The following is a 25,569-nucleotide window of genomic DNA, read 5'->3' as shown; positions in this document are numbered from 1 at the left end:
TCACTTTTCTGAGATCCGCAACTACCTAGTAATTCCTACATTTCCAAAGGAGCAGATGATGGTAGATTTAACTGCCAAGCCGTTCAATTTAGACGACGACGCGATCGCTTGGGTGCGTTCGACGATTGATGCCATGAGCATCGAGGAGAAAATCGGCCAACTATTCGTCAATATGGGCGCGCAGCGAACCGAAGAATACCTCACAGGAGTGCTCGACAATTACCATATCGGTGCAGTGCGCTACAATCCTGGTTCTGCTGAGGAAGTGTGGGAGCAGAATTATATTCTGCAAACCAAATCAAAGATTCCACTGCTTATCGCTGCTAACACTGAGGCTGGCGGCAATGGTGCATGTACCGATGGTACGTATGTGGGCTTTGAAGTGAAGGTTGGTGCGACTCACGATCCGAAGTGGGCTTATGAAATGGGCCGTGTTTCGGGAGTTGAGGCGAGTGCAATTGGCTGTAACTGGTCGTTTGCGCCCATCGTCGATATTATGCGCAACTGGCGCAATCCGATCATTTCGAATCGTTCCTTTGGATCGGATCCGGATCTCGTTTTGGAGATGTCACGTGCCTATATGAAAGGCATTATGGAATCGGGGATTCTTCCTGCGGCCAAGCATTTCCCAGGTGATGGCATCGATGAACGTGACCAGCACTTGTCTGCATCAGTAAATTCTTATTCCACTGAAGAATGGGATGCCACTTTCGGTAAGGTTTATCAAGGACTGATCGACGACGGATTGCCATCATTGATGGTGGGCCACATTATGTTGCCGAGCTACCAGCAGCACTTCAATCCGCAAATGACGATTGATGATCTCTTGCCAGCTACATTGAGCAAAGAGATTTTGACGGACCTGCTACGCGGGAAGCTGGGCTTTAACGGCGTCGTCGTTACTGATGCTTCGCATATGGTTGGACTCACTGGAGCGATGCCGCGCCGTGAACTCCTTCCGACGGCTATTGCTGCTGGTTGTGATCTCTTCCTGTTCTTCAACGATCCAGATGAGGACTTTGAGTGGATGCTCGATGGCTACCGCCGCGGCATTATCACCGAAGCACGCTTGCAAGAAGCGCTGGAGCGAATCCTCGGCTTGAAGGCGCGGTTAGGACTTCATTCGACGCCGCGTGAACAGATTCTTCCTCCAAAAGCAGAGGCTATGCAGCGTATTGGTATGCCACAAAACGTCGCTTTGGCTCGCGAGCTTACCGATCAGGCAATCACGCTCGTGAAAAACAAGCAGCCACAGAACTTGCCGCTCAGTCCGAAGACGGCGAAGCGCGTGCTTGTTGTGTCGGTTTCCGGTCCGAGTAATCCGATTTCTCGAGCTTTTGGCGGCGGTGGTGAGAGTGAACATCCAGCTGATCGTGTGGCACAGAAGCTTCGTGAGCGCGGCTATGACGTGACGCGTCACGAATCATTGCTCGACAAACTTGCCGCGATGAGCCCAGAAGAGCAGGCAACAGCGGTGAAGAACGTTTACGCTGGTAAGGCGCCGATTGCTGATCTCACTGAGAAATACGACCTCGTGTTGCTGATTTCAAAGATTGACGGCATGATGCAGCCAACAGAGCGGGTGATGTGGCCAGCTACAAAGGGCACAGTGGACATTCCATGGTATGTTTTTGAGATTCCGACAATCTATGTGTCAACCGCGACGCCTTATGCTCTCGTTGATGTTCCGCAGGTCAAGACGTATATCAATACCTACGACGACAAAGATTTCACTCTCGATTTGTTGCTAGATAAGCTCGAAGGTAAATCTGAATTTATTGGTATCAGCCCTGTTGATGCTTTCTGCGGCAAGATTGATGCCCAGATTTAAGGATCAGAATTAAGACTCCGATATTTGCTTAGGATAAACGCTCAAATTGAACACTCAGATTAAGGATGCGCAATGACTATTCCAGCTGCTGCTCAAGTGCTTGTTGATTTCCAACCGGAGAAGGACTTCTTCATCGGGATTGATTCCGATGGTTGTGCCATTGACGCGATGGATATTAAGCACTACGAGTGTTTCACTCCGTGTTATATCAAGTATTTTGATTTGCAGCCGATTTCGACTCTGGTGCGTGAGACGGCGATTTTCGTCAATCTTCATTCCACCACGCGCGGGAAGAATCGGTGGGTGACCTTGGATCTTATCTTTGATCGACTCAAAGAGCGCCCCGAGGTTATCGAGCGAGGTGTGGAGCTTCCAGATGGTCGGGAATTGAAGAAATTCCTGGCATCGGGTCTGCCGCTTTCTGCTGATGGCATTGAAGAATTTGCGAAGCACAATCCTTCCCAAGAAATTGACCGCTGTATTGCGTGGGGCAGAGGCGTCAACGAACTTGTGGCGTGGATGGTTCATGGTTGTGCTCCGTTTCCGGGGGTGCGTGAGGCATTTGAGGAGATGACGACGGTGGCGGACTGTATGACTGTTTCAGCAGCGTCGATGCAGTTCCTCGAGCGGGAATGGGGTGAGCACGGGCTTGATGCGTATATGAAGGTGCTTGCTGGGCAAGAGATGGGTACCAAGGCACAACACCTCGAGTATGCGGCTAAGGGTAAATACCGTGATGATCGTATTTTGCTCATTGGCGATGCGCCGGGCGATCGTGATGCAGCTTTTAGCCAAGGAGTGCTGTGGTATCCCATTAATCCTGGCGGCGAAGCACAGTCGTGGGCCCGGTTCAAAGATGAGGCTTTGGAGAAGTTCATTTCTGGCACTTACCGCGGAGCTTATATGGATGCCTTAGTGGCAGAATATGAGGCCTTGTTGCCGGCAGCGCCACCATGGCCAACCATATCGGCCAGCTGAACGCTCATTGTGTTGGTGGGAGGGAGATGCGTTATCTCCCTCCCACCAACACAATTGTGCAGTACTTAAACTTAACTTAGTACGCAGCGCATCGCTCTACTTAGACTGCATATATTTCTATTCTCCCTATTGGTGCGGTTGGTGCTTCATACGCAAGGTGAGTAACTCTTGCACCGATTGTTGGGATGATGCCATCGCAGCTGGAAATCGCCCGTTAAGATCCCCTGAGGGAGCTTCTTCGGACGTGAAGAACTCAGGCAGAATTTTTTGGGCAATTTTTGTGTCGTCAAATACTGTGCGCAGATGATTTGAAAGTAGCTCCTCAGCCTTGCCTAGATCCTTGGCGCAGATGCGGTCGAATATTTCGCAGTGCTGTTCGTAGAAACTGATAGGGGGAGTCGATTCTTGATAGCCCAGGTAGCGTGCCCGATCAAGATGAGGCTTCGTTGTGGCAATCACGTCCCACGAACGCCTATGATTCGCTAGCTTCATCAAGCTAGCATGAAAAACTTCATCAAGCGTGAAGAATGCGTGAGAATCATGGGATTTAGCCGCCAATTCTTGCTGCGCAAGATTATCGCGAATTTCATTAAGTAACTCGGGATCAAGGTCAGCGGGAATTGAACGCAACGATGCGATTTCGATGGCTTCGCGAACGAACTGGGTTTCGCGAACCAAGTCAAGGTTAATTTTGGTTACGAACGTTCCTTTGCGGGGGAATACTTCGATCAGGCCGTCTTTGTCCAAGAGCACGAGTGCTTCACGTACTGGCGTGCGAGATACGTTGAGTTGAGCGGCGAGTTCAGTTTCAGACAGTGCCATTCCAGGTAAGAAGGTAAGATTGATAATCCGTGTTCTGATTTCCTGATAGACCGATTCGCGGGTGGATGTAGTCTGTTTCAACAAATTATGCTTCCTAGGCTGGCTCAAGTTTGAGTGATCGCAATATTCTTTGCGTTGAAGAACCTTCTCTACGAAGAATATTGCCAATGAAGGAAATATACCAATGAGATTGACAATTAGAACGCAATTTCATAGCATACAAGCTATGCATACAAGATTTGTATGCAAGGTATGTTTGAGTTTTATTCGAGCTCACAATAGTCATCCGTAGTTTGCAAAGGAGCGAACATGGCAACATCTCAAGTCAACGAGACCGTAACCGAAACTACTATTACGGACGATCCTTACGCCCTTGATCCGAAGAACATCCAAGAGCCGCCATACACTCTCAAAGGATCCTTAAAATTCTTAGGACCAGGCATGATTACCTCAGCGGCAGTTGTTGGTTCTGGAGAACTGCTCACAGCCACTACTCTCGGCGCTAAAGCAGGATTCATCCTTTTCTGGTTAGTGTTCGTTTCGACTTTCGTCAAAGTCTTTGTGCAGATCGAACTCGCACGGTGGTCGATTTCTACCGGCAAGCCTGCCATCACTGGATTCAACGAAATGGGTCCAAAGGTCAAAGGTCACGGTTGGATGGTTTGGCTCGTATTGGCGATGTTCATTCAGTTCGCGATTGGTCAAGCGGGTGTGCTCTCGGCAGCAGCTTTCGCATTCTCAGCTCTTATGCCTATCGGCGGAGATCCTTTCTCGCTGTTGTCTATTGGAATTTGGGTGGCAATCTTAGCGAGTATTGCCATCGCAGTGCATTGGTTTAACAGGTATTCAATGCTCGAAAAAATCTCAACAGTGCTCGTTGTACTTGTAACGGTATTTGCCGTCGCCGTCGTCTTCTCGCTTTTCGGTACCGAATACTCGTGGGGACTAACGGAAATCTCGCAAGGCATGCGCTTCCAAATCGGTGCTGGTTCTTTCGGAATCGCCTTGGCGATGTTCGGACTCACTGGTGTTGGTGCTGGTGAAGTAACTACATATACATATTGGATCGTCGAAAAAGGCTATGCTGCGTGGGCCGGACCAAATGATGGATCTTCCCAGTGGGTTGATCGCGCTCGCGGCTGGATCAAAGTCATGAAAATTGACGCATGGGTTTCGTGGTTTATTTACACGATTTCCACAGTTGCCTTCTATATTCTCGGTGCCGCAGTGCTCAATCCGCAAGGTCTCGTTCCACAAGGCAACGAAGTAATGACAACCATCTCCTCGATTTTTGAAACAGTGGTCGGCTCGTGGGGTGGAGCGCTGTTCATGATCGGTGGTGGCGTTGCACTATTCAAGACAATCTTGGCGAATGTGCCTGGATTTGCTCGTTTGACGACGAACACGCTCTCTGCGCTGGGCGCCTTTAACTGGAACGACGCCGCACGCCGCGATCGTTGGATGCGCGTCACCATGGTGATTTTGCCAATTAGCTGGGCGATTTTGGGCACAGTTGCCAAATCGCCACTTGCATTGCTGGTATTAGCAGGCGTATTGAACGCGATATTCCTAATGGGCGTTGCTATTTCGACTCTCCAGTTGCAGCGAGTGCAAACCGACAACCGAGTCAAGGACGGAACAATTTTCCAAATCCTGCTCATCATTTCGGCGTTCGCGATTTTTGCTTTGGGTCTCTACTCCCTGTGGGGTCAATTGAGCAGCCTTATGTGAACATACGAACGATCTAAATACTGAAGACGACATTGATAAGGGGCGAATAATGAAAGCAGTAGTAGTGCACGGACCTCAAGATCTCCGCATTGATGATGTGGCCGATCCAGTGTGTGGACCAGCTGATGTGCTGGTTCGTATGGAATGGGGAGGTATCTGTGGATCAGACGTCGCGTACTGGCGCTCAGGAGTTTCTGGTACCGCTATTTTGCGTGATCCGCTGATTCTTGGGCACGAAGTTGCCGGATATGTTCACGCCGTAGGATCCGAGGTTAGTGGAGTCGAGATCGGCACCAAAGTAGCGCTTTATCCTGCGAGTTTGGTAGGAGACTACCAGGTGCCTGAGGATATGCGTGCTCGAACTAATCTCTGGCCCGAAGTGCGCTATTTTGGCTCTGCCGCATTTTTGCCACATGAACAGGGCGGATTTTCAAAATTCCGCATTGTTCGCCCCGATCAATTGCGTGTCTTGCCGCAGGGAGTGACGACGAAGGCGGGAGCTTTAGCTGAGCCTTTCGCCGTCGCTATCCACGCGGTACGACGGGCCGGAAATGTTGCAGGTAAGTCGGTACTTGTGAACGGTGCTGGGCCCATCGGCTCGTTAGCAGTAGCGGCAGCGAAATCTTACGGTGCTCATCACGTGACTGTTGCTGACCTCAATGACAAAGCCCTAGGCGTCGCTCGTGCTATGGGCGCCGATCGGGTTGTGAATCTGTCTCAGGGTGAGGAATTACCGCAGGACGTCGATGTCGCGATTGAGGCATCAGGTGCGCCTGGCGCGATTGGTGGGGTTGTTAGCGCAACTCGCCGCGGCGGGATCGTGGTGCAGGTTGGTAATCTTCCTGGTGGCGATGTGCGTGCCGCCCTCGGTAACATCGTCACGCGCGAGATTGAGTACCGGGGCTCATATCGTTTCGCGGACGAAATGGATGAAGCTATCAGATTGCTTGATGGGGTAGTGGATGTTTCGCCGCTCCAAACTCACGAATACGATGTTGCGCAGGCCTGCGAAGCCTTTGCGGTAGCTACCGATAGATCGAGTGGTTCGTCAAAGGTAATGCTGAAACTGTCATGATTTCGTGTTTGATCTGGTAAAGGGCAATAAATATCTAATGTTGGCAACTTTAGGCAACTAAACGGAAGCTTGAGTTGCCAGCATTAGAATTTAGGTAACAGACAAGGTTGTTGGTATTTTCTGAAGGCGAGGGCGCAAGAAAATGCTCAATCTTCGAATCAAAATCGCAATCGAGGAAAGATGCAACTCAATTTAGAAAATCTTGATTCCTTGGACCAGCTCGCACCACAGTTTGATGTGGCGCAGATGCAGGCAAAAGGGAAAGAAACGCCGCGGTGGATTCACATTGGTCCGGGAAATATTTTCCGTATTTTCATTGCGCGGATTGCCCACGATCTGATTGCGGCAGGTCATCACTGGCCAGTAACCGCCGTCATTCCTATGGATCCGGTTGAGCTCGATGTGCAACTCGCCAAGCATGACCTAATGACCTTGGGCGTTACACTCAATCCTGATGGTGAACGCGATATTAAAGTTATCGCAGGCATGAGCGAAGGTTTGGCTACACGCCGTCATGAGGATTTCGAGCGCTTAGTTGAGATCATGAAGCGTGACTCGGTATCGCTGATGAGCTTTACTATCACCGAAAAAGGCTATGCGATTCACGATGCACAAGGTCAGTTACAGGCAGCAGTTGAAGAAGAGATCGCATCCGATCCAGCTGGATACCATGCGCACACCATGGCTTTGGTTGCCGGACTGCTGTGGCATCGCTTTAATGCTGGTGGTGCACCAATTACCTTGCTCTCCACCGACAATTTCTCGCACAATGGCGATAAATTGCGTGAATCGGTTCTGACCATCGCCCGTGGATGGGAACAAGCCGGTTCAGTGCCAAAGCAATTCCTCACTTGGCTTGAGGACGAGACGAAGGTGGCGTTCCCAATTTCAGTGATCGATAAGATCACTCCGCGTCCGAATGAGTCGATCTCGGCTGAACTGGCCCAGATGGGGTTCACAGACATGGCGGTGGAAATCCCAGCTCGTGCGCCCTATGCAGGTTTCGTTAATGCTGAACCTACTGAATACCTCATTATCGAAGATAAATTCGCTGGTGAGCGCCCGCCGTTCGAGGAATTCGGTGTGAGTATCGTGGACCGAAAAGTCTGCGATGACTTCGAGAATATGAAGGTAACTACCTGCCTAAATCCGCTGCACACGGCTTTGGCAGTAGCGGGATGTTTGCTTCGCTTCCCAACCATTGATTCGGAAATGCGCGATGAGGCTCTCGCGGCGCTCGTCCACCAGCTGGGCTGGAACGAAGGCCTGCCCGTCGTCGTCGATCCCGGTATCGTGAAACCGGAAGACTTCCTGCGCGAAGTGCTCGAAGTGCGCTTCCCGAACCGCTATCTGCCAGATGATCCAGCGCGTATCGCGATGGATACTTCCCAGAAGATTCCGATTCGCTTTGGTGAAACAATCAAGAAGTACATCGAGCGCGACTTGGATTTGGACTCGCTACATGCGATGCCGCTCGTCTTTGCCCTGTGGTGTCGGTACCTGCTTGGAATTGCCGACGACGGCGAGGAACTTACGCTTTCGCCAGATCCTTTGCTTGAGGAGTTGCAAGCGCATGTAGCACATATCCGCTTGGGCGAAGAAACTGACGTTCATGCAGCTCTTGAGCCTATTCTTTCGAATAAACAAATCTTTGGTGTTGATTTATATAGCACACCACTCGCAACTAAGGTGGAGAAGCTCTTCGCCGAACTGATTTCAGCCTCTGGCGCGGTGCGCGCTACGCTCGACAAGGAGATGAACACCAAATGAAAATGACATTCCGCTGGTACGGCGAAGGATACGATCCAATCCCATTGCAGTACATCAAGCAGATTCCAGAAATGACCGGAATTATGGGTGTGCTCTCTGGTAAACAAGCGGGTGAAGTTTGGGAAGAAGCTGAAATCGGTGAGCTCATAGGTGGAGTCAACGATGCTGGTCTCGAGTGTGAAGTGATCGAATCGGTCAATGTGCATGAGGACATCAAGCTCGGTCTGAGCACGCGCGATGAGTACATCGAAAACTACAACAAGAGCCTTGAGAATCTTGCGAAGTTTGGCGTGAAAGTTGTGGTTTACAACTTTATGCCGGTATTCGACTGGCTGCGCACCGAGCTTGCGCACGTCACTGACGATGGCTCGAATTGTCTTTACTACGATCACGCACAGATCGAGGGCATGACCCCGCGCGATATCGTTGAGATTACGGCGAAAGAATCGGGCGGACTCACGTTGCCAGGTTGGGAGCCAGAGCGTTTGGAGCGCCTCGATGAAGTGATGCGTCTGTACGAAGACGTCGATCACAACAAGATGCGTGATAACTACCGTTACTTCCTTGAAGGCATTATTCCGACGGCGGAGAAGGTCGGAATCAAGATGGCTTGCCATCCTGATGATCCAGCCTGGGATCTCTTTGGTTTGCCCCGTATTTATCGCAACCGCGACGATATGGATAAGATCGCAAATCTTTACGATTCGCAGTACAACGGTTTCTGCATCTGCTCTGGATCGCTCGGTTCGAACCCAGATAATGATGTGCCAGCTATTTTCCGTGAATTTGGTGAGCGTGGCTTGATGAATGCCGCTCACGTGCGCAACGTGAAGTACTTAGGGCCGAAGAAATTCCACGAGGCTCCGCACCCGTCGTCTACCGGAGATCTGGATATGTTCGCGATTATGGAAGCTATCTACGACACCAATCCCGATGTGCATATCCGTCCAGATCACGGCCGTATGATTTGGGGCGAAACTGGACGCCCGGGCTATCCGCTCTACGATCGTGCCCTCGGCGCCGTGTATTTGAACGGCTTGTGGGAATCAATTCACAAGATGAAGACTCGTAACTAGGTAATTTGCAACTAGGAAAGAAGAAGAAAATGGCTATCCCATCTGCTCGTCCGTTCTTGGAAAAGAATCCGATTGTGCCGGTAGTGGTGTTGGATCGAGAAGAAGATGCGCTCCCTACCGCGAAAGCGCTGGTGGCAGGCGGTATCACATCGGCTGAGGTCACCTTTCGCACGCCAGTAGCTGCGCAAGCAATTGCGCAGATGGCGCAAGTGGAGGGAATCACTGTTGGTGCAGGTACGGTGATGACTCCTGAGCAGGCCAATCGTGCGATTGATGCCGGTGCGCAATTCTTGGTCTCGCCGGGCTTTTCTGCCGACGTAGCGCGAGTTGCGAGCGAGCGGGAGGTGGCATTCTTACCCGGCATCGCTAATCCCACTGACATCATGGCAGCCTTGGCGTTCGACCTTGACGTTATGAAATTTTTCCCGGCTGTTCCTTTGGGAGGTTTGCCATTGGTTAAAGCGATGGCAGCTCCATTTCCGCAGTTGAAGTTCATGCCGACGGGTGGAATCGGTCCCAATAATATTCGCGAGTGGTTAGCCACCGATGTGATTGCATCAGTTGGCGGGTCCTGGATGGTTACGCGTCAGATGGTTGCCGAAGGCCGATTTGATGAGATCACCCGCCTTTCGGCCGAGGCGATGGAGATTGTTGCGGAGGTGCGGTCATGAGCGCTTTGCAACTTCGGCCAGCACAAGAATGCCGCTACGACATCGTCTCTTTGGGTGAGGTGATGTTGCGTCTTGATCCAGGCGAAGGACGTATCCGTACAGCGCGTTCTTTCAAAGCCTCTGAAGGAGGCGGCGAATACAACGTGGCACGTGGAATGCGTCGTTGCTTCGGGAAGCGAGCCGGCGTCGTCACCGCTCTGGTAGCGGACGAAATTGGCAAACTTGTTGAGGATTGTATTTTGCAAGGTGGCGTGGACACGTCATTCATCAAGTGGGTGGAGTCCGACGGCGTTGGGCGCACCGTTCGTAACGGCCTGAACTTCACTGAACGAGGATTCGGGCTACGCGGGGCAGTAGGAAATAACGACCGTGGCAATACCGCCGTTTCCCAAATGCAGGCGGACGACGTGGACTGGGAATACCTCTTCGGTGAGCTCGGCGTGCGTTGGTTCCACACAGGCGGCATTTTCACTGCGTTGTCTGAAAGCGCTGCTGATGTGGCGAAAAAGGCGATGGCAACTGCGAAGAAGTATGGAACGGTGGTTTCGTACGATCTCAACTATCGCCCCTCACTGTGGAAGTCCATTGGTGGGCAGGAAAAATGCCAAGAAGTGAACCGTGAGCTGGCGCAATACGTTGACGTGATGATCGGCAATGAGGAGGACTTCACCGCCTCACTGGGATTCACCGTAGAAGGCGCGAATGAGAATCTAGATAATCTAGAGGTTGAGTCCTTCAAGAAAATGATTGAGACAGCAGCTGCTGAGTATCCAAATTTCCAGGTAGTGGCGACGACGATGCGACAGGTTCGCACCGCCACAGTCAATGATTGGGGAGCGATTGCGTGGGAGCGTGAGCAGGGATTTGCTCAGGCTACGCAGCGCGACGAGCTAGAGATTTTAGATCGCGTGGGCGGTGGCGATTCTTTCGCATCCGGTTTGATTTACGGGCTGATGGAATTTGGCGAGGTAGCTAAGGCTGTAGAGTATGGAGCTGCACATGGAGCTTTGGCAATGACCACACCTGGCGATACGTCCATGGCGTCTTTGCCAGAAGTTGAACGGCTTGTGGGCGGCGGCAGCGCTCGCGTGCAGCGATAGAGGCAGGAGAGGTACTGTGAAAACGCCATTGACTCTAGATCCTGATCGGCTATTTCCGGTTGAACCACATGTTCGTGATATTGCACGCGACTTGTACGCGAGCGTGGCTGATGAACCGATTATCTCGCCGCATGGGCACGTTGATCCGCGACTTTTGCTTGACAATGAGCCTTTTTCTGATGCTGCGAATCTCTTCTTAACTTATGACCATTACGTATTTCGGCTGCTCAATTCGGCCGGAGTTGATTTGCATGAGTTAGGTGTGGGGAAATCTGATCCAGTTGATCCACGGGCTGCTTGGCGGATTTTCTGCCGGAATTGGCGGCTCTTTGACGGAACTTCCTCTGGATATTGGCTCACTCATGAGCTTGTGACGCTGTTTGGGATTGACTGTGAGCCCAGTGAAGAGACAGCGGATGAGATCTTTGATGTAATCCAAGCGAAATTGGCTCAGCCCGAGTTTCGCCCGCGTGCATTATTCGATTCGTTCCCGATTTCTTTTTTGGCGACTACCGATGATCCACTCGATACTTTGGAGCATCATGCGGCTTTGGCAAAAGATCCGAGCTTTTCCGGGCGCGTGGTTCCTACCTGGCGGCCAGATGCTTATGTTAATGCGCGCAAACCTGAATTTAGAGCGCGGGTAGAAGCACTGACGGCATCGGTGAATGTCCCAGTAGACAGCGTGAAAGGGTATCTGGAAGCTTTGCGCGCTTCACGGGCACGATTTATCGAACACGGTGCTGTTTCTGCAGATTTTGGTGTTGCGCATCCGCTTACAGTTGATCTCGATGATGCAGAGCTTGAGCTGCTGTATCGCAAAGCTGTGAATGGTAGTTTGAACCCTAGCGAAGCAGATGCGTTTGAAGGAGCAATGCTGCTGCGTTTCGCCGGTATGAGCGTTGATGATGGGTTGGTCATGACGATCCACCCAGGAGTTTTCCGCAATCATCACACCGAATCTTTCGCGAATTTTGGAGCCGATACTGGGCATGATATTCCGGTGGCTACTGAGTTCACAAAGGCTTTGCGTCCGATGCTCGATAAGTATGGAAGCAATCGCGATTTGCACGTGGTGCTCTTTACGCTTGATGAGACAGTGTACTCACGTGAAATTGCACCGCTTGCTGGTTTCTACCCGAGCGTATTTATCGGAGCACCGTGGTGGTTTATCGATGCGCCAGATGCGATAGGAAGATTCCGTGCAGCGACTACCGAGACTGCTGGGTTCTCGCGGGCTTCTGGATTTATTGACGACACTCGCGCATTCTTGTCGATTCCTGCACGTCACGATATGTCTCGACGGGTAGATTCCTCGTTCTTGGCACGTTATGTGGCTCAGGGTCGTCTCACTTTGGCAGCTGCTGAACACTGGATCAAGCAGCTCACTGTGGACCAGCCAAAAAAGGTTTTCAAGATCGATTGATCAGATTCGGGCAGTTAGTAGCCACTCGTCCGATGCTAAGTCGAACTGTGCCGGCGGCGTATTGAGAGCAACACGCCGCCGGCACTTCTTCGTAAAAATGCGCATTTGCGAAACTATTAAAGTGATGCAAGAAAAAACAATTGACCTCAGATCAGTATTTCCAGTGTTTCGCGCCGTGAATCAACCACTTGTTTTCACGTGGCTTGGCGCAGTGCTATGCGCAGTCTTTTTCTATGCGATCACTGCATCGTCACCTCTGCTGGGTAATATTGCTTGGAGCGATGCTGCACGATTTGGCACCCAATGGTGGCTCACGTCGTTCGGTGCGCATCTGAGTGTTGGCCAAGGTACGCTCTCGCTGATACCGAGCCTATATACTGCGATAATTGTTTTTTCTGCATATTTTGCCATGCGTCGAATTGGTATTTTTGCGTGGTCTGACGTGGCCTTCGCTGCCGGTTTTACCGCACTCACTATCGCCGTCATCGGTCTTATTTCCTCTGCTCAGGGACCGTGGTGGATCGCAATTATTGGCGGCGGGATCAGCTTTGCTGCGGTGGCCACATGGGCAGGGCGTGAAGAACTCCTGGTGAATTTGCCCTGGTGGCCCTATCTCACCCGAGCTTGGCGAATCTTGCGGGTATTGCTTATTGCCACAGCTCTAGCAACCGTCACAGTATTTGTCATTGCCTTTATTGCAGGGATTGGTAACGTCCGCCAAATCAACGATTCCTATTTCCAGAACGCTATTGGCACTGCGAGCATGGTACTCGTACAACTCATGTACCTGCCAGCTTATTTGCTATGGACGCTCGCATGGATATTGGGTGCCGGTTTCTCCGTAGGAGTAGACACGAGTTTTGCCATTACCGGCAACTCGCTTGGCCCGCTTCCGGCTATCCCTGTTTTCGGTGCTCTGCCGGGTTATACCACCGGATATTCATGGCTTATTATCCTTCCGATCCTCGCGTATGTGGTGCTAGGCGCAGTGGCAATGCGCCTAGGCTGGTTAATTAATGAACAGTCGGCGGAGTCCGCTAGTAACGAATCCGTGAGCGGCACTTCTGCCAGCGACGCCTCAACCAATAGCGCATCGGCACAGCAGGCCGAGCCCGTAACTTCCACACTAGGCCGTTTTGCTCTGAATGCAGTTATTGCCGGTGTACTCTTCGTCTTTATATGCTCGCTTTCCGCGCTCGTAGCGGCGGGAAGTATTGGCCCTGGTCGGATGACTGTGGTTGGCTCGCAGTCAACAAATGTTGCGGCATTTTCGCTTTTAATTGCCTTGCTCCCTTTCGCGTTGGGTGCCGTTATCGCACACCCAGCAACGATCGCTCAGCTCAAAACGCTCACTAAGGGTGGTGTTTTGGGCAAAGTCACGTTGATGCGCAAACGCGAGGCGGACGCCGGGGCAACTGGGTCGACGCCGGATACATCGGTTGCGGAGTCGTCGCCATCTGAGGGGGAACCGGTTGCGGCGCAGCCGGTGGCAGGGGAGTCGGAGCCGGCATCGTCACAAGCCGCCACCACAGCACCTGACGTCGTCGCCACAACACCTGATGCCGGCGACGAACCGGGCGTTCCCGCCACGCCCGACGTCATAAGTAAACCGGACGCAGCAACTAATAAAGCCGCACCAACTAATGAACCGGACGCACAAACCACGCCCACCACTCCGGCGTCTCAGGATTCGGAAGAAAAACGCGCGAATGCTGATACAAAACCTGAGACGGCCAGCGCCGATTCTTAATAGCTCCTAAACTGGAGAGGTCAGAACTACCAGAAGTGCTTGTGACCACCAGAAATAACAAGGAGCCAGGTTCATGAAAATCCCTTTCAAACGTGCAATTCTTTCGGTCTACCACAAAGATGGCATAGTTGAACTGGCAAAAGCGCTTGCGGAATCTGGGTGCGAGATCATTTCTACTGGCTCTACTGCGGCTACGATTTCTGATGCTGGTCTTCCCGTTACACCAGTTTCGAGCGTCACCAATTTTCCTGAGTGCTTCGATGGGCGCGTTAAGACTCTCCATCCGATGATTCATGGTGGAATCCTCGCCAATCGTGACCTGCAAACACACCAAGATCAGCTTGTCGAGCTGGGAATCCAGCCTGTCGATCTGGTTGTCGTAAATCTCTATCCTTTCCAAGAGACGGTGGCTTCCGGTGCCTCGATTGCCGAATGCGTTGAGCAAATCGATATTGGCGGCCCGACGATGATTCGTGCGGCGGCAAAAAATCACGCCTCCGTAGCTGTGATCGTTGATCCAAGCCGCTATCAAGACGCAATTGATGCAACTCGTGAGGGAGGTTTCGACGCCGCCGCCCGCCGTCGTCTGGCAGCTGAAGCCTTCGCACACACAGCGCAATACGACGCCGCAGTGGCGCAGTGGACCTCGCAAACGCTTATCGGCGCTGACGTGCCCGAGTATCAGGGAGGTGCGTGGCTCAAGAAGGCAGACTTGCGCTATGGCGAAAACCCACACCAGCGTGCAAGCCTCTACACTCGAGCAGGTGCAAGCGCTGGTCTTGCCAACGCCACCCAGCTCGGCGGCAAAGAGATGTCTTATAACAACTATCAAGACGTGGATGCGGCAATTCGTGCAGCCTACGATCATGATGAGCCGGCAGTGGCAGTAGTCAAGCACGCCAATCCTTGTGGAGTGGCAGTTGCACCTACCATTGAGTTAGCACACGACCGCGCTCACGCCTGCGATCCACAATCTGCTTATGGCGGTGTGATTGCCGCAAACCGCGAAGTGACTGTGGCGATGGCGCAACAAGTCAAGCCTATCTTCACGGAAGTTATCGCTGCTCCAAGCTACGATCCAGCTGCGCTGGAGCTTTTGCAAACCAAGAAAAATCTGCGCATTTTGGCAGTTGAGCCTGAAACCGTGAAAACTGAGGTTAAGGAAATTTCTGGCGGTATTTTGGTGCAAGATCGTGACACTCTCGACGCCGCTGGCGACGATCCGCACAATTGGACTCTCGTAGCAGGCAAGCCAGCCGATCCAGCCACGATGCGTGATTTGGAATTTGCTTGGCGGGCGATTCGTTCTGTGCGTTCCAATGCCGTTCTGCTCGCGCACGACGGCGCAACCGTCGGTATCGGAATGGGTCAGGTTAACCGGGTGGATTCGTGCCGACTCTCAGTTGAGCGGGCCAATACGCTCGGCGTGAATGTCACGAGCGACGTCGAAACTGCAGGTGGCGCGGCAGCCAATAGCGACGACGCTGGTGAGGCGGGCGGCGCTCCAGAACGCGCGCGCGGTTCGGTGGCTGCTTCTGACGCATTCTTCCCCTTTGCTGACGGTTTCCAAGTGCTTGCGGATGCAGGTGTACGTGCAGTGGTGCAGCCTGGAGGCTCGATTCGTGACGACGAAGTGATCGAAGCGGCGAAAGCGGCTGGGGTCACAATGTATTTCACTGGAGCTCGGCACTTCGCACACTGAGCAGTAAACCGATAAAGTGGAGTTGTGAAAGGCTTACCCCCGGTTGGTTACTATATAGCGATGCTTGGAACGCTGGCGCTTGTGCTGGTTGTTGGCATCACCTTTGGTGTGCAATCTGCAGCGCTCGTTCTTTCAGGTGCTTTGGTGCTGTTAGCATGCGTGCGAATGAGTAGCTTGCGCCGTCTTGTTCCCTGCATTCGCTCAACTGCGATAGATGTGCTCACCTTGTGCGTTTTGGCAATTGCGCTGGCATACTTTGGGATGTGGGGCGATACGCCTAATATTGTTCAAATTTCGGGGGTTATGTGAGTCCGCTGCTGACGAATATTGTTTTCGTACTCGTTTTTACGCTGATCGGTTCGTTTTTCGCCGCATCCGAAATGGCGCTCGTTTCCCTGCGCGATACACAAATCGAGTCAATGGCCTTCCGCTCGCGCTCTGGAAAGAAAATTCAAGCACTCACCGCCGATTCCAACCGTTTTCTTTCAGCTGTGCAAGTGGGCGTTACACTGGCTGGTTTCTTCTCGGCATCGTTCGGTGCTGCTGAAATTGCGCCGCTCATAGTGCCCTGGCTCGAAAATTACATGGGCACAAGCGCTGCCAATAACACGGCATTTATCGTCACTACGATAGTTATTTCCTATTTGTCGATTGTCTTTGGTGAGCTGGTGCCCAAGCGTTTGGCAATGCAGAGCGCCGAAACGTTTGCACTAGTAGTGGCTTATCCGCTGAGTATTATCACCTCTTTGTTGCGGCCTGTTATTTGGTTCTTGGGACTTTCTACGAATATTGTGTTGCGCTTGCTCGGTCGCGATCCCAACGAAAAGCGTGAAGAGATGGACGCCGAAGAACTACGCACGTACGTTGCAGGTTACGAGGCCATTCCAGAGACGGAACGCTCTATGGTGGTCGATTTGCTGTCGGTGGGTACACGCTCGGTTGAAGAAGTGATGACGCCGCGCACCGAAGTCGATTTCCTCGATGCAAGCACTACGATTGCACAGGTGCAAGCCAAGGTCAACGAGTTGGAACACTCGCGTTATCCCGTTCGCGACAATTCGAACGACGACGAAGTGATCGGCTTCATCCATATTCGCGATCTTATTGCTCCTGATCCGCAGATCAAGACAGTGCGCGATATTGTGCGGCCAGTAATTTTCTTTCCAGAAGGAAAGCCTGTACTCGCTGCACTCACCGAGATGCGCAACCAAAATGCACACCTAGCAATTATCGTCGATGAATATGGTGGCACCGATGGCCTTGTGACCATTGAAGACGTAGTCGAGGAGTTTGTTGGCGAGATTAACGACGAATACGATTCTGAATCAACGGCGATGGTGGAGATCACCGCTGGTGGTGAGGTTTCTGGTTTGCTGGGGCGGGCAGAAGTAAACAAGTACATTAACCTAGAACTTCCTGAGGGTCCGTTTGATACGCTTGGTGGTTTCATCGTTAATGAGCTGGGAAGAATGCCTGAAGTTGGCGACCAAGTGGAGCTTGACGGCGTACGCTTCACAGTTCGTGCCATGGATCAACGCCGGATTGATCGGGTTTATGCCGAAATCATCAAGGACGAACCTGGCGCGGAAACAGAATCTTAACTATTCAATTGCGTAGCTATGGGTACACCGCCGGAATTTGGTGTGGATTTTGCATGGTCTCGATATATGTGGAGATGTTTGCGAAATCGCCCCAAAAAGTGAGGGGTAAAGGGGTAAAGGCCAGAGCGTTGTGCTCTGGCCTTTAAACCCGATTGCTCGCCGTGAATTGTTAATCTTCAATCACCAGCGGCAATGTGCCAATTTTCTTATCAAAATGCTGATCAGCCATCACATAGAGCACATCTTTAAGATCGTGCCACCACGCCTCGTAGGGCAATCGTGATTCCATATCAATGAGGTCGGGCATGTGCGAAATAGGGAATGCCTCAATCACGCCGTCGTGCTGACCTACGTGGATTGCGCCGTCTTTTCGCTGCTCAAACTGCTCGTACAAAACGTCAATAGCCTTGTGCATCATGCGCACAGCCAAGGTTCGATCAAAGGGAGTGGGATTACCGCCTTGCTGCATGTGCCCAAGAATCGAAGAGCGCACATCAAAGAGTCCGCCACCTTCTTCTTCAAAAATTCGTGAGATGAAATCGGTGGTGTAGTACTCTGAGGCGTCTTCGTTGCGAATCACCAAATAGAGATTGCGTCCGCCCTTGAAAGCATTAATCATACGGGCGGTATCCTCGGCGAGTTGAGGCAAGGTAATGCCAGTCTCGGAAAGGTATACCTGCTCGGCTCCGGTAGTGATAGCGCTCATCAAGGCGAGGTAGCCACAGCGGCGTCCCATCGTTTCGGCCACAAAACAGCGCTGCGATGCCGAAGCCGACTGTTTAATCCGGTCAAGAATCTGAGCGTTGTTGTTCAAAGCGGTGTCGGCACCGATTGCTAGCTCAGAACCTGGCAAGTTATTGTCGATGCTGGCAGGAACGCAAATAATAGGGATACGGAAAGCAGGGTAGCGGTCGCGCTCGCGCACCATTTCGTAGGCAGCCTTGTAACCTTTGAATCCACCGATCACAATGAGCGCATCAATTCGGGCGTTTTCGATACCGCGTGAGAGCTGGTAAAACTGATCCACAGACGCAATTGTGCGTCGGGTACCAAGCTCGGCACCGCCGTCTTCCACCCAACCTTCAACATCGCCCCAGTTTAACTCGCGAACTTTGGCGTCAAGCAAACCAGGAAAACCGCCTTCAACTCCAAGCATGGTGAAACCGCGGTCAAGTCCAAGCTTGACGGCGGCACGCGCGGCAGCATTCATGCCTGGTGCTAAACCACCAGCGTGAACAATAGCAACACGTGGTGACGTGGGTAGCGAGTACTTCGGCGTCGGCACGGGCCACGAAATTGTCTCGAAGATATCGATCATTTCGCGGTAGCCTTTTCCGCGCGATGCGATGGCGGCATCCCAGTTACCTGCGGCTAAGTAGTCTTTTACGGCGCGCGTATTCTTGATCGTTTCCATCATTGGCAGGCGCACAAGGCGGTTGCGTTGCGTTCCAATGATGACCGGCTCGTTCGAGTCCGAAGCGTGAATGACGTCGTGTGCCGCAGTGTATCCGAGCAGCGTAGGCATCCAGCGGTCGTATGCTGACGGCGTTCCACCACGTTGTACATGACCAAGCGAAGTTACGCGAGCGTCTTCACCGAGTTTCTGTTCCAGAATTTCTTTCACCATCGTGGCAGTGATCGGATTTCCTGCGCGGTCAGTTGCGCCTTCCGCCACGATCACCATCGAGTCGCGTCGGCCATGAGCACGTCCGATTCGCAGCTTCTCGCACATGGCATCCTCCCAGCCATCAGCTGGTGGGAGCTCTGGAATGAAAACATAATCGCAGCCACCAGCGATGGCGCTCATCAAGGCGAGGTAGCCACAGCGGCGTCCCATCACCTCAATCACGAAGGTGCGTTGGTGAGAAGCAGCTGTTGATGAGAGTGCATCAAGGGCTTCGACAATGCGATGAAGCGCCGAGTCGGCACCGATCGTCATATCAGTGCCCACGAGATCGTTATCGATAGAACCCACCACGCCGGCAATATGGAGTTTTTGGTGCTCATGCGCTAATTCAGCAGAAATTTCGCCTTCCGTAGCAAGCTCGGCAAGGAGCTCTGGCCACAGTTCGCGTAATTCGTCTGCTCCGGAGAGTGTGCCGTCTCCACCGATGATAACGAGACGGTCAATGCCATGCTCTACCAGGTTCTTTACGGCTTGCTTAATTCCGGCGCGTTCACGAAACTCTGCGCAGCGCGCGGTGCCAATATGGGTTCCACCAGCAGCGAGAATTCCCGAAACGTCATTCCACGACATCTCTTGGATAAGATCGCCGCCGAACACAGCGCCTTTCCACCCCTCACGAATGGCAAATGGGATGGCACCTTCATGTAATGCTGTACGTACTACAGCACGCACCACAGCGTTCATTCCCTGAGCATCGCCACCAGATGTGAGCACTCCAATTCGCACTGCGTTATCCGGCGTCTGATGCTGGTGATCAGTGCTGGTCAATGGAAAATCAGAATGCTGCACAGAATGATCAACTTCGCTCATCTGCCTGCTCCTCTTCTTGCGCGGTATTGGATACGCGGTAATAGTTACGCGATAGCGGTCAGCTGCAGTTACAGCCGTGGGCAACATACCCCACAATATGATACGTGATTTAGATCAGCTTATTCTGATCTGGGCAGGGCTGATTCCGGAAAATTGGAAAGCGTGCAATCGTCGTGAACGATCGGCTCGTGAGGGGCGAATAGCTCGTGGACTAGTTTGCGTGTGAGAGGCGAACATCTCTAGACGATCTGCTCTGCGAGCAAAGCACTTTGCAGGACGTTGGAATGGTTTCACAGTGAGGGTGGCGGGTAACATATTTTGTGCGGCAACAACACACTGAATATTTCATGTCGCATATTCCATTTTTGAGGAGTTACGTCTATGGCCATGCCAATTGATGCCACACAAACACCTGCTTGGGCGAAGCTTGCGAAACTTCGCGATGAGCTGCGAGTAGATTTTCGTACGTGGTTCGAGACTGATCCTGAGCGCGCAGAGCGCCATTCGTATCAGGCCGGCGAGTTGTTTGTTGACCTTTCGAAGTCATACATAACCGACGAGATCAAAGAGGCTTTGCTTGAGCTGGCGCGCGATGTTCAACTGAGCGAGCGTCGTGATGCTATGTTTGCAGGCGAAAAGATCAACGTAACCGAAGGTCGCTCTGTTCTGCACACGGCTTTGCGGCAACCAGAGGGAAATTCGGTATATGTAGACGGTGCCGACGTAGTCCCTGGCGTGCATGAGGTACTCGCACGTATTTTTGATTTTGCTGATCGGGTGCGGTCAGGGCAGTGGCGTGGCATTACTGGAAAGCCGATCACCACGATCGTCAATATCGGCATTGGTGGTTCGGATCTGGGCCCGGTGATGGCGTACGAAGCACTCAAGCCTTATGTGCAAGACGGGCTCGAATGTCGGTTCATTTCTAATATCGATCCAACCGACTTGGGTGAGAAGCTGCGTGGTGTTGATCCAGAAACAGTGCTCTTCATCGTGGCATCCAAGACGTTCACCACGCTCGAAACACTAACGAATGCGCGGCAAGCCCGAGCATGGCTTCTTGAAGAACTGCAAGCTGCAGGGATCGACGCCGAAGGAGCTGTTGCTAAGCATTTCGTGGCAGTGTCTACCAACTTGGAGAAGGTGGCCGAATTTGGCATTGATCCGCTCAACGCTTTCGGATTCTGGGACTGGGTGGGCGGACGCTACTCGGTGGATTCCGCCGTCGGCACCTCGCTCGCGATTGCTATTGGACCACAAGGATTTGCGGATTTCTTGGGCGGATTCAACACAATGGATGAGCACTTCAAGAATGCTGTTGATGAAGAAAATGTGCCACTGTTGATGGGCTTGCTCAACATCTTCTACTGCAATTTCATGGGCGCTGCCACACACGCAGTGTTGCCGTATGCACAGTACTTGCATCGCTTCCCGGCTTATTTGCAGCAGCTCACGATGGAATCGAATGGCAAACGGGTGCGTTGGGACGGTTCAGACGTGACGACGACGACCGGCGAGGTGTTCTGGGGAGAGCCAGGAACGAATGGCCAGCATGCCTTCTACCAGCTGATCCATCAGGGTACGCAACTGATTCCGGCAGATTTCATCGCATTCTCCAATCCAATATACGCACTGAAAGACGGCGAATTCGATCAGCATGAGCTGTTCCTTGGTAACTTCTTCGGGCAGACGAAGGCGCTCGCATTCGGAAAGACTGAGGAAGAAGTTCGGGCGGAGGGTACGCGCGAAGAAATCGTATCGGCACGTGTTTTCCCAGGCAATAAGCCGACGACGTCGATCATGGCACCAGCGCTCACTCCCGCAGTGTTGGGCCAGCTCATCGCACTATATGAGCACATTACCTTTGTGCAGGGCATCGTGTGGGGTATTGACTCTTTCGACCAGTGGGGCGTTGAGCTTGGAAAACAGATGGCTAATCAGCTCACGGCCGCAGTTGCGGGAGACGAAGCAGAAATTGCCAAGCAAGATCCTTCAACGCGCGCGTTGATCAATTTTTACCGCGATACCCGTTTCTAACCTGCTTGGGAACCTTTTTATCGATGAGCTTAAAGCACTTTAGTCATAGGTAAAGGTTCCAAATAAATAGTAGGGTAGGAGTGTTTCGTGGATCACCACATTTGACAAAACATAGGAGTTGAAACACATGGCAGAACTCAAGAAGCCAGTTACAGTAACAGTAACCGGTGCTGCTGGAAATATTGGATATGCGCTACTTTTCCGTATCGCATCTGGCGCTCTGTTGGGATCTGATGTTCCAGTTCGCCTCAATCTGCTCGAGATTCCGCAGGCAGTTGCTGCGGCTGAGGGAACAGCTATGGAATTGAACGATTCCGCATTCCCGCTTCTCGAATCTGTAAACGTTTATGACGACGCTAACGCAGCTTTCTCTGGAACAAATGTTGCGCTGCTCGTTGGTGCACGTCCACGTACCGCTGGTATGGAGCGTGCTGATCTTCTTGCTGCTAACGGTGGAATTTTCGGTCCACAAGGCAAGGCTATCAACGATAACGCTGCAGACGACGTGCGCGTTCTGGTTGTTGGCAACCCAGCAAACACCAACGCAGTTATTGCTGCTCACTCGGCACCAGATGTGCCAAAGTCGCGTTTCACAGCAATGATGCGTCTCGATCACAACCGCGCAATTTCTCAGCTTGCAGAAAAGACTGGTGCTCGCGTGGCAGATATCAAGCGCATGACGGTGTGGGGTAACCACTCCGCAGATCAGCACCCAGACATCAGCTGGGCAACCGTTGCCAGCAAGCCTGCTTCCGAGCTGGTTGATGACGCTTGGCTCAACGATTACTTCGTGCCAACCGTTGCTAAGCGCGGTGCGGCAATTATTGAGGCTCGTGGAGCTTCATCGGCTGCTTCGGCTGCTTCTGCTGCTATCGACCATGTGTACGACTGGGTAAATGGCACCGAGGCTGGCAACTGGACCACACCAGGTATTTGGTCGGATGGTTCGCATTACGGCGTTCCAGAAGGCTTGATTTTCGGTTTCCCGGCTGTTGCTGAAGGTGGCGAATGGAAGGTTGTTGAAGGTCTTGAGATCTCCGACGCAACCCGCGCTGGCATTGAGCGAAACATCAAGGCAGCTCAAGAAGAACTTGACGCTGTTCGTGCACTCGGCCTCATCAAGTGAGCCATTCATAAATTTAGCGGTAAAGCATAGCCGTGTGGGTCTGCTTATGCTGTGCAGTGGGTGATCTGGCACAGTGTTGATCTGCCTATGCTGAACCAAACGGGGTGGGGAGTATTTGATTCACATTTGTGAATCAAATACTCCCCACCCTCTATTAGTATCGCTGACGTATGCCTTAGAGCTTGGACGTTACTTCGTCTTGTGTCATATCAGTTGTGGCGTCAGTCGTAGCATGAACAGTGCTATCGGTTGTAGCCTCGTCCATTGCTGGTGTCTCGTGTGAATCACTTGATTCAGTCGAGCTTTCGAGCGCTTTCTTGTCGCGATTGCTCTTGATGAATGCGCCAATTCCAATCAAAAATGCAAAGGCCAGTAAAATAACCACTAGGCTGATTCGAGCATCAAACTTGTATCCTTGGCTGAACACGATCGTAAGAATTCCCGCTGTTGTTACAAACAGGCCAAAAATGCTGGTAGAAAGTCTCATTTGTTGCCTCCTTCATTGGTTCCCTGTGGTGCAGTAGGTGCAACAGGGGCAGTTGTTCCAGTAGGTGCACTTGGTGTTCCTGGTGCAGGTGGTGCTCCCGATGTACTTGGTGCGTTTGGATCGGGTTGCACATTAGGATCGCCTGTCATATTCGGTGCACCTGGGGGAGGCGTTAACCCTGCTGGACGATCCGAGGTGGGTCCACCCATGTGAGTAGCAGGATCAAGTGCCGTGGCATCTTTAATGACTATTCGTCCAACTGTGAAATCAAGGCGAATATGACGTGCTTTGCTTGGATCCTTCACAGCAGCAGGGTTTGCTACGCTCATCGAACCAGCGATTTCGATGCGCAAAGAGCTTTTACGCATGTTTCCCTGCATTTCGTTTTGCTCTTTGTCAGGTTGTTGCGCCTGAAGCTCTGGTTGCTGTTTGCCTTGATGCTGTGCCTGCTGGGCTGGTTGCTGTTCGTCCTGAAGCTTTGCCTGTTCTTTACCTCGAGATTGGGCGTCTTCACGATCTTTTTGTTCGTCTTTGCGCTTCTCAGCTTTCTTGTCTGCTGAAGCCTTCTTCATCATCTCTTGGTTATCCAAGCTCAGCACTGGCTTATTGTCTTCATTGAGCACGCTCCATCCCATCGAGTTCTGAATGGAAAGCTCTCCGTAGCCATTGAGCTCGAAGATCACCGGCTCATTATCAGAAAGCACAAATTTCATATCTGAAATCATGGCAGAAATATCTGCATTCTGTTCGCTCGTATCTTTGGAGATGTTTATCGTGCTGGTATTAAAAATCGACGAGGTGTTATTGCTATCTGCCAGCGAGGACGTGAACACGAACGTCCGATAGTTCGGATCTTTGAGCATATTGCTTGGCGTGGCGATACCCAGAATAAGCGCTCCAGCAGCAAGAGGTGCCAAAAGCCAGGCCAATACGGTGAGCCAGGTTGCGCGCAGTCCACGTGCGCCTGCCACTGCGATTCCGATACCGAGAATTACGACGCCGGCGCCAATAGCAGCAAGGGCGCTTCCGATAGTTCCTCCTGCGAGGAGCACAATGGCGGGTATCGCAAGGGCAAGTGCCACTACACTGGCGATATATGTTCCAGATGCCGCAGGAGTTTTCACTTTTGCCACTTTTGGAGCAGCCTCATACGGGGCAGTGGGATTCACTGGGCTGGGCGCAGAATAGTAGCCATTGTTATTGCCAGCAAAATACGCATTCTGTTGCGAATAATCAGACTGCTCGGTGGGAGTATCTGATGCCGATGGCCAAGCAGTATTTGCGTCGTAAGCTACTCCTTCAGACGACGGCGCAGCAGGGTTTTCGTATACGCCGTAGGAATTTCCATACGGCGACGAAGCGCCTGGCGTTTGGTCAAATGGAGGCTGAGGACGGTTTTTCTTCGAACCCCACACAATGATTGCCCAAACAGCGAATGCCACTACAAGAAGTGGTATCAGCATCATGAGTAGCCCAATTGTGAGGGCTTTTGCGATATGTCCCAGTGAAGAAATGCTCACTAGCCCAAGGAATGTCATGATTCCTGCCACTAGAGTGCTACCTTGCGGATTGCCACGGAGTGTTTGCTCAAGTGAGATCTTATTTTCTGGATATGTAGGCACTAGGAGCCACAAAAGACCATAGATAAAGAACGAGAGACCGCCGAACAAGAGTCCGAGCGCGAAAAGGATTCTGATGAGAATGGGGTTTAGCCCCCAGCGGTGTGCGATACCGGAGCATACGCCACCGAGTATGCCGTCATGTGTACGGCGAAGCGGATAACCGCGAACTGTATTAAAGAATTTGTCCATACTTGAATTCTGCCCGCATTGGCACGCGAATCTGTATCAGGAAACCCCCTGAAAGAACCCTGATTTATCCTCATGAAA

At 52.0% G+C, this 25,569-nt stretch carries 19 protein-coding genes; 15 read left to right on the top strand and 4 right to left on the bottom strand.

Annotation, left to right across the window (positions count from 1 at the left end; genetic code table 11):
- Positions 1–58: 58 nt before the first annotated feature.
- Positions 59–1,831: a glycoside hydrolase family 3 protein gene (locus tag EZJ44_RS04940; protein ID WP_206661846.1), complete on the top strand. Its 1,773-nt coding sequence runs from the start codon at positions 59–61 to the stop codon at positions 1,829–1,831.
- Between the two features lie 72 nt (positions 1,832–1,903).
- Complete coding sequence (locus tag EZJ44_RS04935; RefSeq protein WP_131280824.1) at positions 1,904–2,809, top strand: HAD family hydrolase; 906 nt, start codon at positions 1,904–1,906, stop codon at positions 2,807–2,809.
- Positions 2,810–2,935: 126 nt separating this feature from the next.
- On the opposite strand, the gene EZJ44_RS04930 is transcribed toward EZJ44_RS04935, so the two are convergent.
- Entirely contained in the window at positions 2,936–3,712 is a 777-nt protein-coding gene (locus EZJ44_RS04930; RefSeq protein ID WP_131280821.1) for a GntR family transcriptional regulator, read from the bottom strand.
- 228 nt (positions 3,713–3,940) lie between these two features.
- On the opposite strand from EZJ44_RS04930, the gene EZJ44_RS04925 reads away from it, so the two are divergent.
- The 11 genes from EZJ44_RS04925 to EZJ44_RS04875 all read left to right on the top strand — a co-directional run bounded on the left by EZJ44_RS04925 (position 3,941) and on the right by EZJ44_RS04875 (position 17,533).
- The gene (locus tag EZJ44_RS04925) at positions 3,941–5,362 is read left to right on the top strand and encodes an Nramp family divalent metal transporter (protein WP_131280818.1); all 1,422 of its coding nucleotides are present in this window, start codon (positions 3,941–3,943) and stop codon (positions 5,360–5,362) included.
- A gap of 49 nt (positions 5,363–5,411) precedes the next feature.
- The gene (locus tag EZJ44_RS04920) at positions 5,412–6,437 is read left to right on the top strand and encodes an L-idonate 5-dehydrogenase (protein ID WP_131280815.1); all 1,026 of its coding nucleotides are present in this window, start codon (positions 5,412–5,414) and stop codon (positions 6,435–6,437) included.
- A gap of 180 nt (positions 6,438–6,617) precedes the next feature.
- Positions 6,618–8,207, top strand: coding sequence for a mannitol dehydrogenase family protein (locus EZJ44_RS04915; protein WP_131280813.1), 1,590 nt, complete (start codon positions 6,618–6,620; stop codon positions 8,205–8,207).
- Positions 8,204–9,283 carry a mannonate dehydratase gene (locus EZJ44_RS04910; RefSeq protein ID WP_131280811.1) on the top strand — a complete coding sequence of 360 codons (1,080 nt, stop codon included), beginning with the start codon at positions 8,204–8,206 and terminating at the stop codon, positions 9,281–9,283. Before EZJ44_RS04915 ends, EZJ44_RS04910 begins: the two co-directional genes overlap by 4 nt.
- 29 nt (positions 9,284–9,312) lie before the next feature.
- Positions 9,313–9,954 (top strand): bifunctional 4-hydroxy-2-oxoglutarate aldolase/2-dehydro-3-deoxy-phosphogluconate aldolase, encoded by a 642-nt coding sequence (locus EZJ44_RS04905; protein WP_131280809.1) that lies wholly within the window; start codon positions 9,313–9,315, stop codon positions 9,952–9,954.
- Positions 9,951–11,054 carry a sugar kinase gene (locus EZJ44_RS04900; protein WP_131280807.1) on the top strand — a complete coding sequence of 368 codons (1,104 nt, stop codon included), beginning with the start codon at positions 9,951–9,953 and terminating at the stop codon, positions 11,052–11,054. The genes EZJ44_RS04905 and EZJ44_RS04900 overlap by 4 nt, the downstream gene beginning before the upstream one ends.
- Before the next feature lie 16 nt (positions 11,055–11,070).
- Positions 11,071–12,480 (top strand): glucuronate isomerase, encoded by a 1,410-nt coding sequence (uxaC, locus tag EZJ44_RS04895; RefSeq protein ID WP_131280804.1) that lies wholly within the window; start codon positions 11,071–11,073, stop codon positions 12,478–12,480.
- A 124-nt stretch (positions 12,481–12,604) separates the two neighbouring features.
- Positions 12,605–14,230, top strand: a complete 1,626-nt coding sequence (locus tag EZJ44_RS04890; RefSeq protein ID WP_241658605.1) for a cell division protein PerM — start codon at positions 12,605–12,607, stop codon at positions 14,228–14,230.
- Positions 14,231–14,303: 73 nt separating this feature from the next.
- Positions 14,304–15,932 carry a bifunctional phosphoribosylaminoimidazolecarboxamide formyltransferase/IMP cyclohydrolase gene (purH, locus tag EZJ44_RS04885; protein WP_131280799.1) on the top strand — a complete coding sequence of 543 codons (1,629 nt, stop codon included), beginning with the start codon at positions 14,304–14,306 and terminating at the stop codon, positions 15,930–15,932.
- Positions 15,933–15,992: 60 nt separating this feature from the next.
- Positions 15,993–16,241 carry a hypothetical protein gene (locus EZJ44_RS04880; RefSeq protein ID WP_206661845.1) on the top strand — a complete coding sequence of 83 codons (249 nt, stop codon included), beginning with the start codon at positions 15,993–15,995 and terminating at the stop codon, positions 16,239–16,241.
- Positions 16,238–17,533, top strand: a complete 1,296-nt coding sequence (locus EZJ44_RS04875) for a hemolysin family protein (protein ID WP_131280794.1) — start codon at positions 16,238–16,240, stop codon at positions 17,531–17,533. The genes EZJ44_RS04880 and EZJ44_RS04875 overlap by 4 nt, the downstream gene beginning before the upstream one ends.
- A gap of 169 nt (positions 17,534–17,702) precedes the next feature.
- Here EZJ44_RS04875 and EZJ44_RS04870 read toward each other — a convergent pair whose 3' ends face one another.
- Entirely contained in the window at positions 17,703–20,030 is a 2,328-nt protein-coding gene (locus EZJ44_RS04870; RefSeq protein ID WP_131280792.1) for a 6-phosphofructokinase, read from the bottom strand.
- A 381-nt stretch (positions 20,031–20,411) separates the two neighbouring features.
- Here EZJ44_RS04870 and pgi point away from each other — a divergent pair, with 381 nt between their 5' ends.
- On the top strand, positions 20,412–22,067 hold the full coding sequence (gene pgi, locus EZJ44_RS04865) for a glucose-6-phosphate isomerase (protein WP_131280789.1): 1,656 nt from the start codon (positions 20,412–20,414) through the stop codon (positions 22,065–22,067).
- A gap of 127 nt (positions 22,068–22,194) precedes the next feature.
- Positions 22,195–23,193, top strand: coding sequence for a malate dehydrogenase (locus tag EZJ44_RS04860; RefSeq protein WP_131280787.1), 999 nt, complete (start codon positions 22,195–22,197; stop codon positions 23,191–23,193).
- Positions 23,194–23,368: 175 nt separating this feature from the next.
- Here the strand turns inward: EZJ44_RS04860 and EZJ44_RS04855 are convergent, their stop codons facing one another.
- A complete protein-coding gene (locus EZJ44_RS04855; RefSeq protein ID WP_131280784.1) occupies positions 23,369–23,680 on the bottom strand; it encodes a hypothetical protein in 312 nt (103 codons plus the stop codon).
- Positions 23,677–25,491 (bottom strand): PspC domain-containing protein, encoded by a 1,815-nt coding sequence (locus tag EZJ44_RS04850; RefSeq protein ID WP_131280782.1) that lies wholly within the window; start codon positions 25,489–25,491, stop codon positions 23,677–23,679. The genes EZJ44_RS04855 and EZJ44_RS04850 overlap by 4 nt, the downstream gene beginning before the upstream one ends.
- Positions 25,492–25,569: the final 78 nt, after the last annotated feature.

It is taken from the genome of Arcanobacterium bovis (assembly GCF_004331995.1).
GTDB classification, from domain to species: Bacteria; Actinomycetota; Actinomycetes; order Actinomycetales; family Actinomycetaceae; genus Arcanobacterium_A; species Arcanobacterium_A bovis.
The sequence above is the reverse complement of the archived record's forward strand: the minus strand, read 5'-3'. Positions and strand labels throughout refer to the sequence as shown.

Excerpts from the sequence above, each read along its gene's own strand:
- EZJ44_RS04880 (WP_206661845.1), top strand. The coding sequence starts at position 15,993 with ATGCTTGGAACGCTGGCGCTTGTGCTGGTTGTTGGCATCACCTTTGGT.
- EZJ44_RS04915 (WP_131280813.1), top strand. The coding sequence starts at position 6,618 with ATGCAACTCAATTTAGAAAATCTTGATTCCTTGGACCAGCTCGCACCA.
- EZJ44_RS04900 (WP_131280807.1), top strand. The coding sequence starts at position 9,951 with ATGAGCGCTTTGCAACTTCGGCCAGCACAAGAATGCCGCTACGACATC.
- EZJ44_RS04870 (WP_131280792.1), bottom strand. The coding sequence starts at position 20,030 with ATGAGCGAAGTTGATCATTCTGTGCAGCATTCTGATTTTCCATTGACC.
- purH (WP_131280799.1), top strand. The coding sequence starts at position 14,304 with ATGAAAATCCCTTTCAAACGTGCAATTCTTTCGGTCTACCACAAAGAT.
- EZJ44_RS04850 (WP_131280782.1), bottom strand. The coding sequence starts at position 25,491 with ATGGACAAATTCTTTAATACAGTTCGCGGTTATCCGCTTCGCCGTACA.
- EZJ44_RS04860 (WP_131280787.1), top strand. The coding sequence starts at position 22,195 with ATGGCAGAACTCAAGAAGCCAGTTACAGTAACAGTAACCGGTGCTGCT.
- pgi (WP_131280789.1), top strand. The coding sequence starts at position 20,412 with ATGGCCATGCCAATTGATGCCACACAAACACCTGCTTGGGCGAAGCTT.
- EZJ44_RS04925 (WP_131280818.1), top strand. The coding sequence starts at position 3,941 with ATGGCAACATCTCAAGTCAACGAGACCGTAACCGAAACTACTATTACG.
- EZJ44_RS04920 (WP_131280815.1), top strand. The coding sequence starts at position 5,412 with ATGAAAGCAGTAGTAGTGCACGGACCTCAAGATCTCCGCATTGATGAT.
- EZJ44_RS04905 (WP_131280809.1), top strand. The coding sequence starts at position 9,313 with ATGGCTATCCCATCTGCTCGTCCGTTCTTGGAAAAGAATCCGATTGTG.
- EZJ44_RS04890 (WP_241658605.1), top strand. The coding sequence starts at position 12,605 with ATGCAAGAAAAAACAATTGACCTCAGATCAGTATTTCCAGTGTTTCGC.
- EZJ44_RS04855 (WP_131280784.1), bottom strand. The coding sequence starts at position 23,680 with ATGAGACTTTCTACCAGCATTTTTGGCCTGTTTGTAACAACAGCGGGA.
- EZJ44_RS04935 (WP_131280824.1), top strand. The coding sequence starts at position 1,904 with ATGACTATTCCAGCTGCTGCTCAAGTGCTTGTTGATTTCCAACCGGAG.
- EZJ44_RS04940 (WP_206661846.1), top strand. The coding sequence starts at position 59 with ATGGTAGATTTAACTGCCAAGCCGTTCAATTTAGACGACGACGCGATC.
- EZJ44_RS04910 (WP_131280811.1), top strand. The coding sequence starts at position 8,204 with ATGAAAATGACATTCCGCTGGTACGGCGAAGGATACGATCCAATCCCA.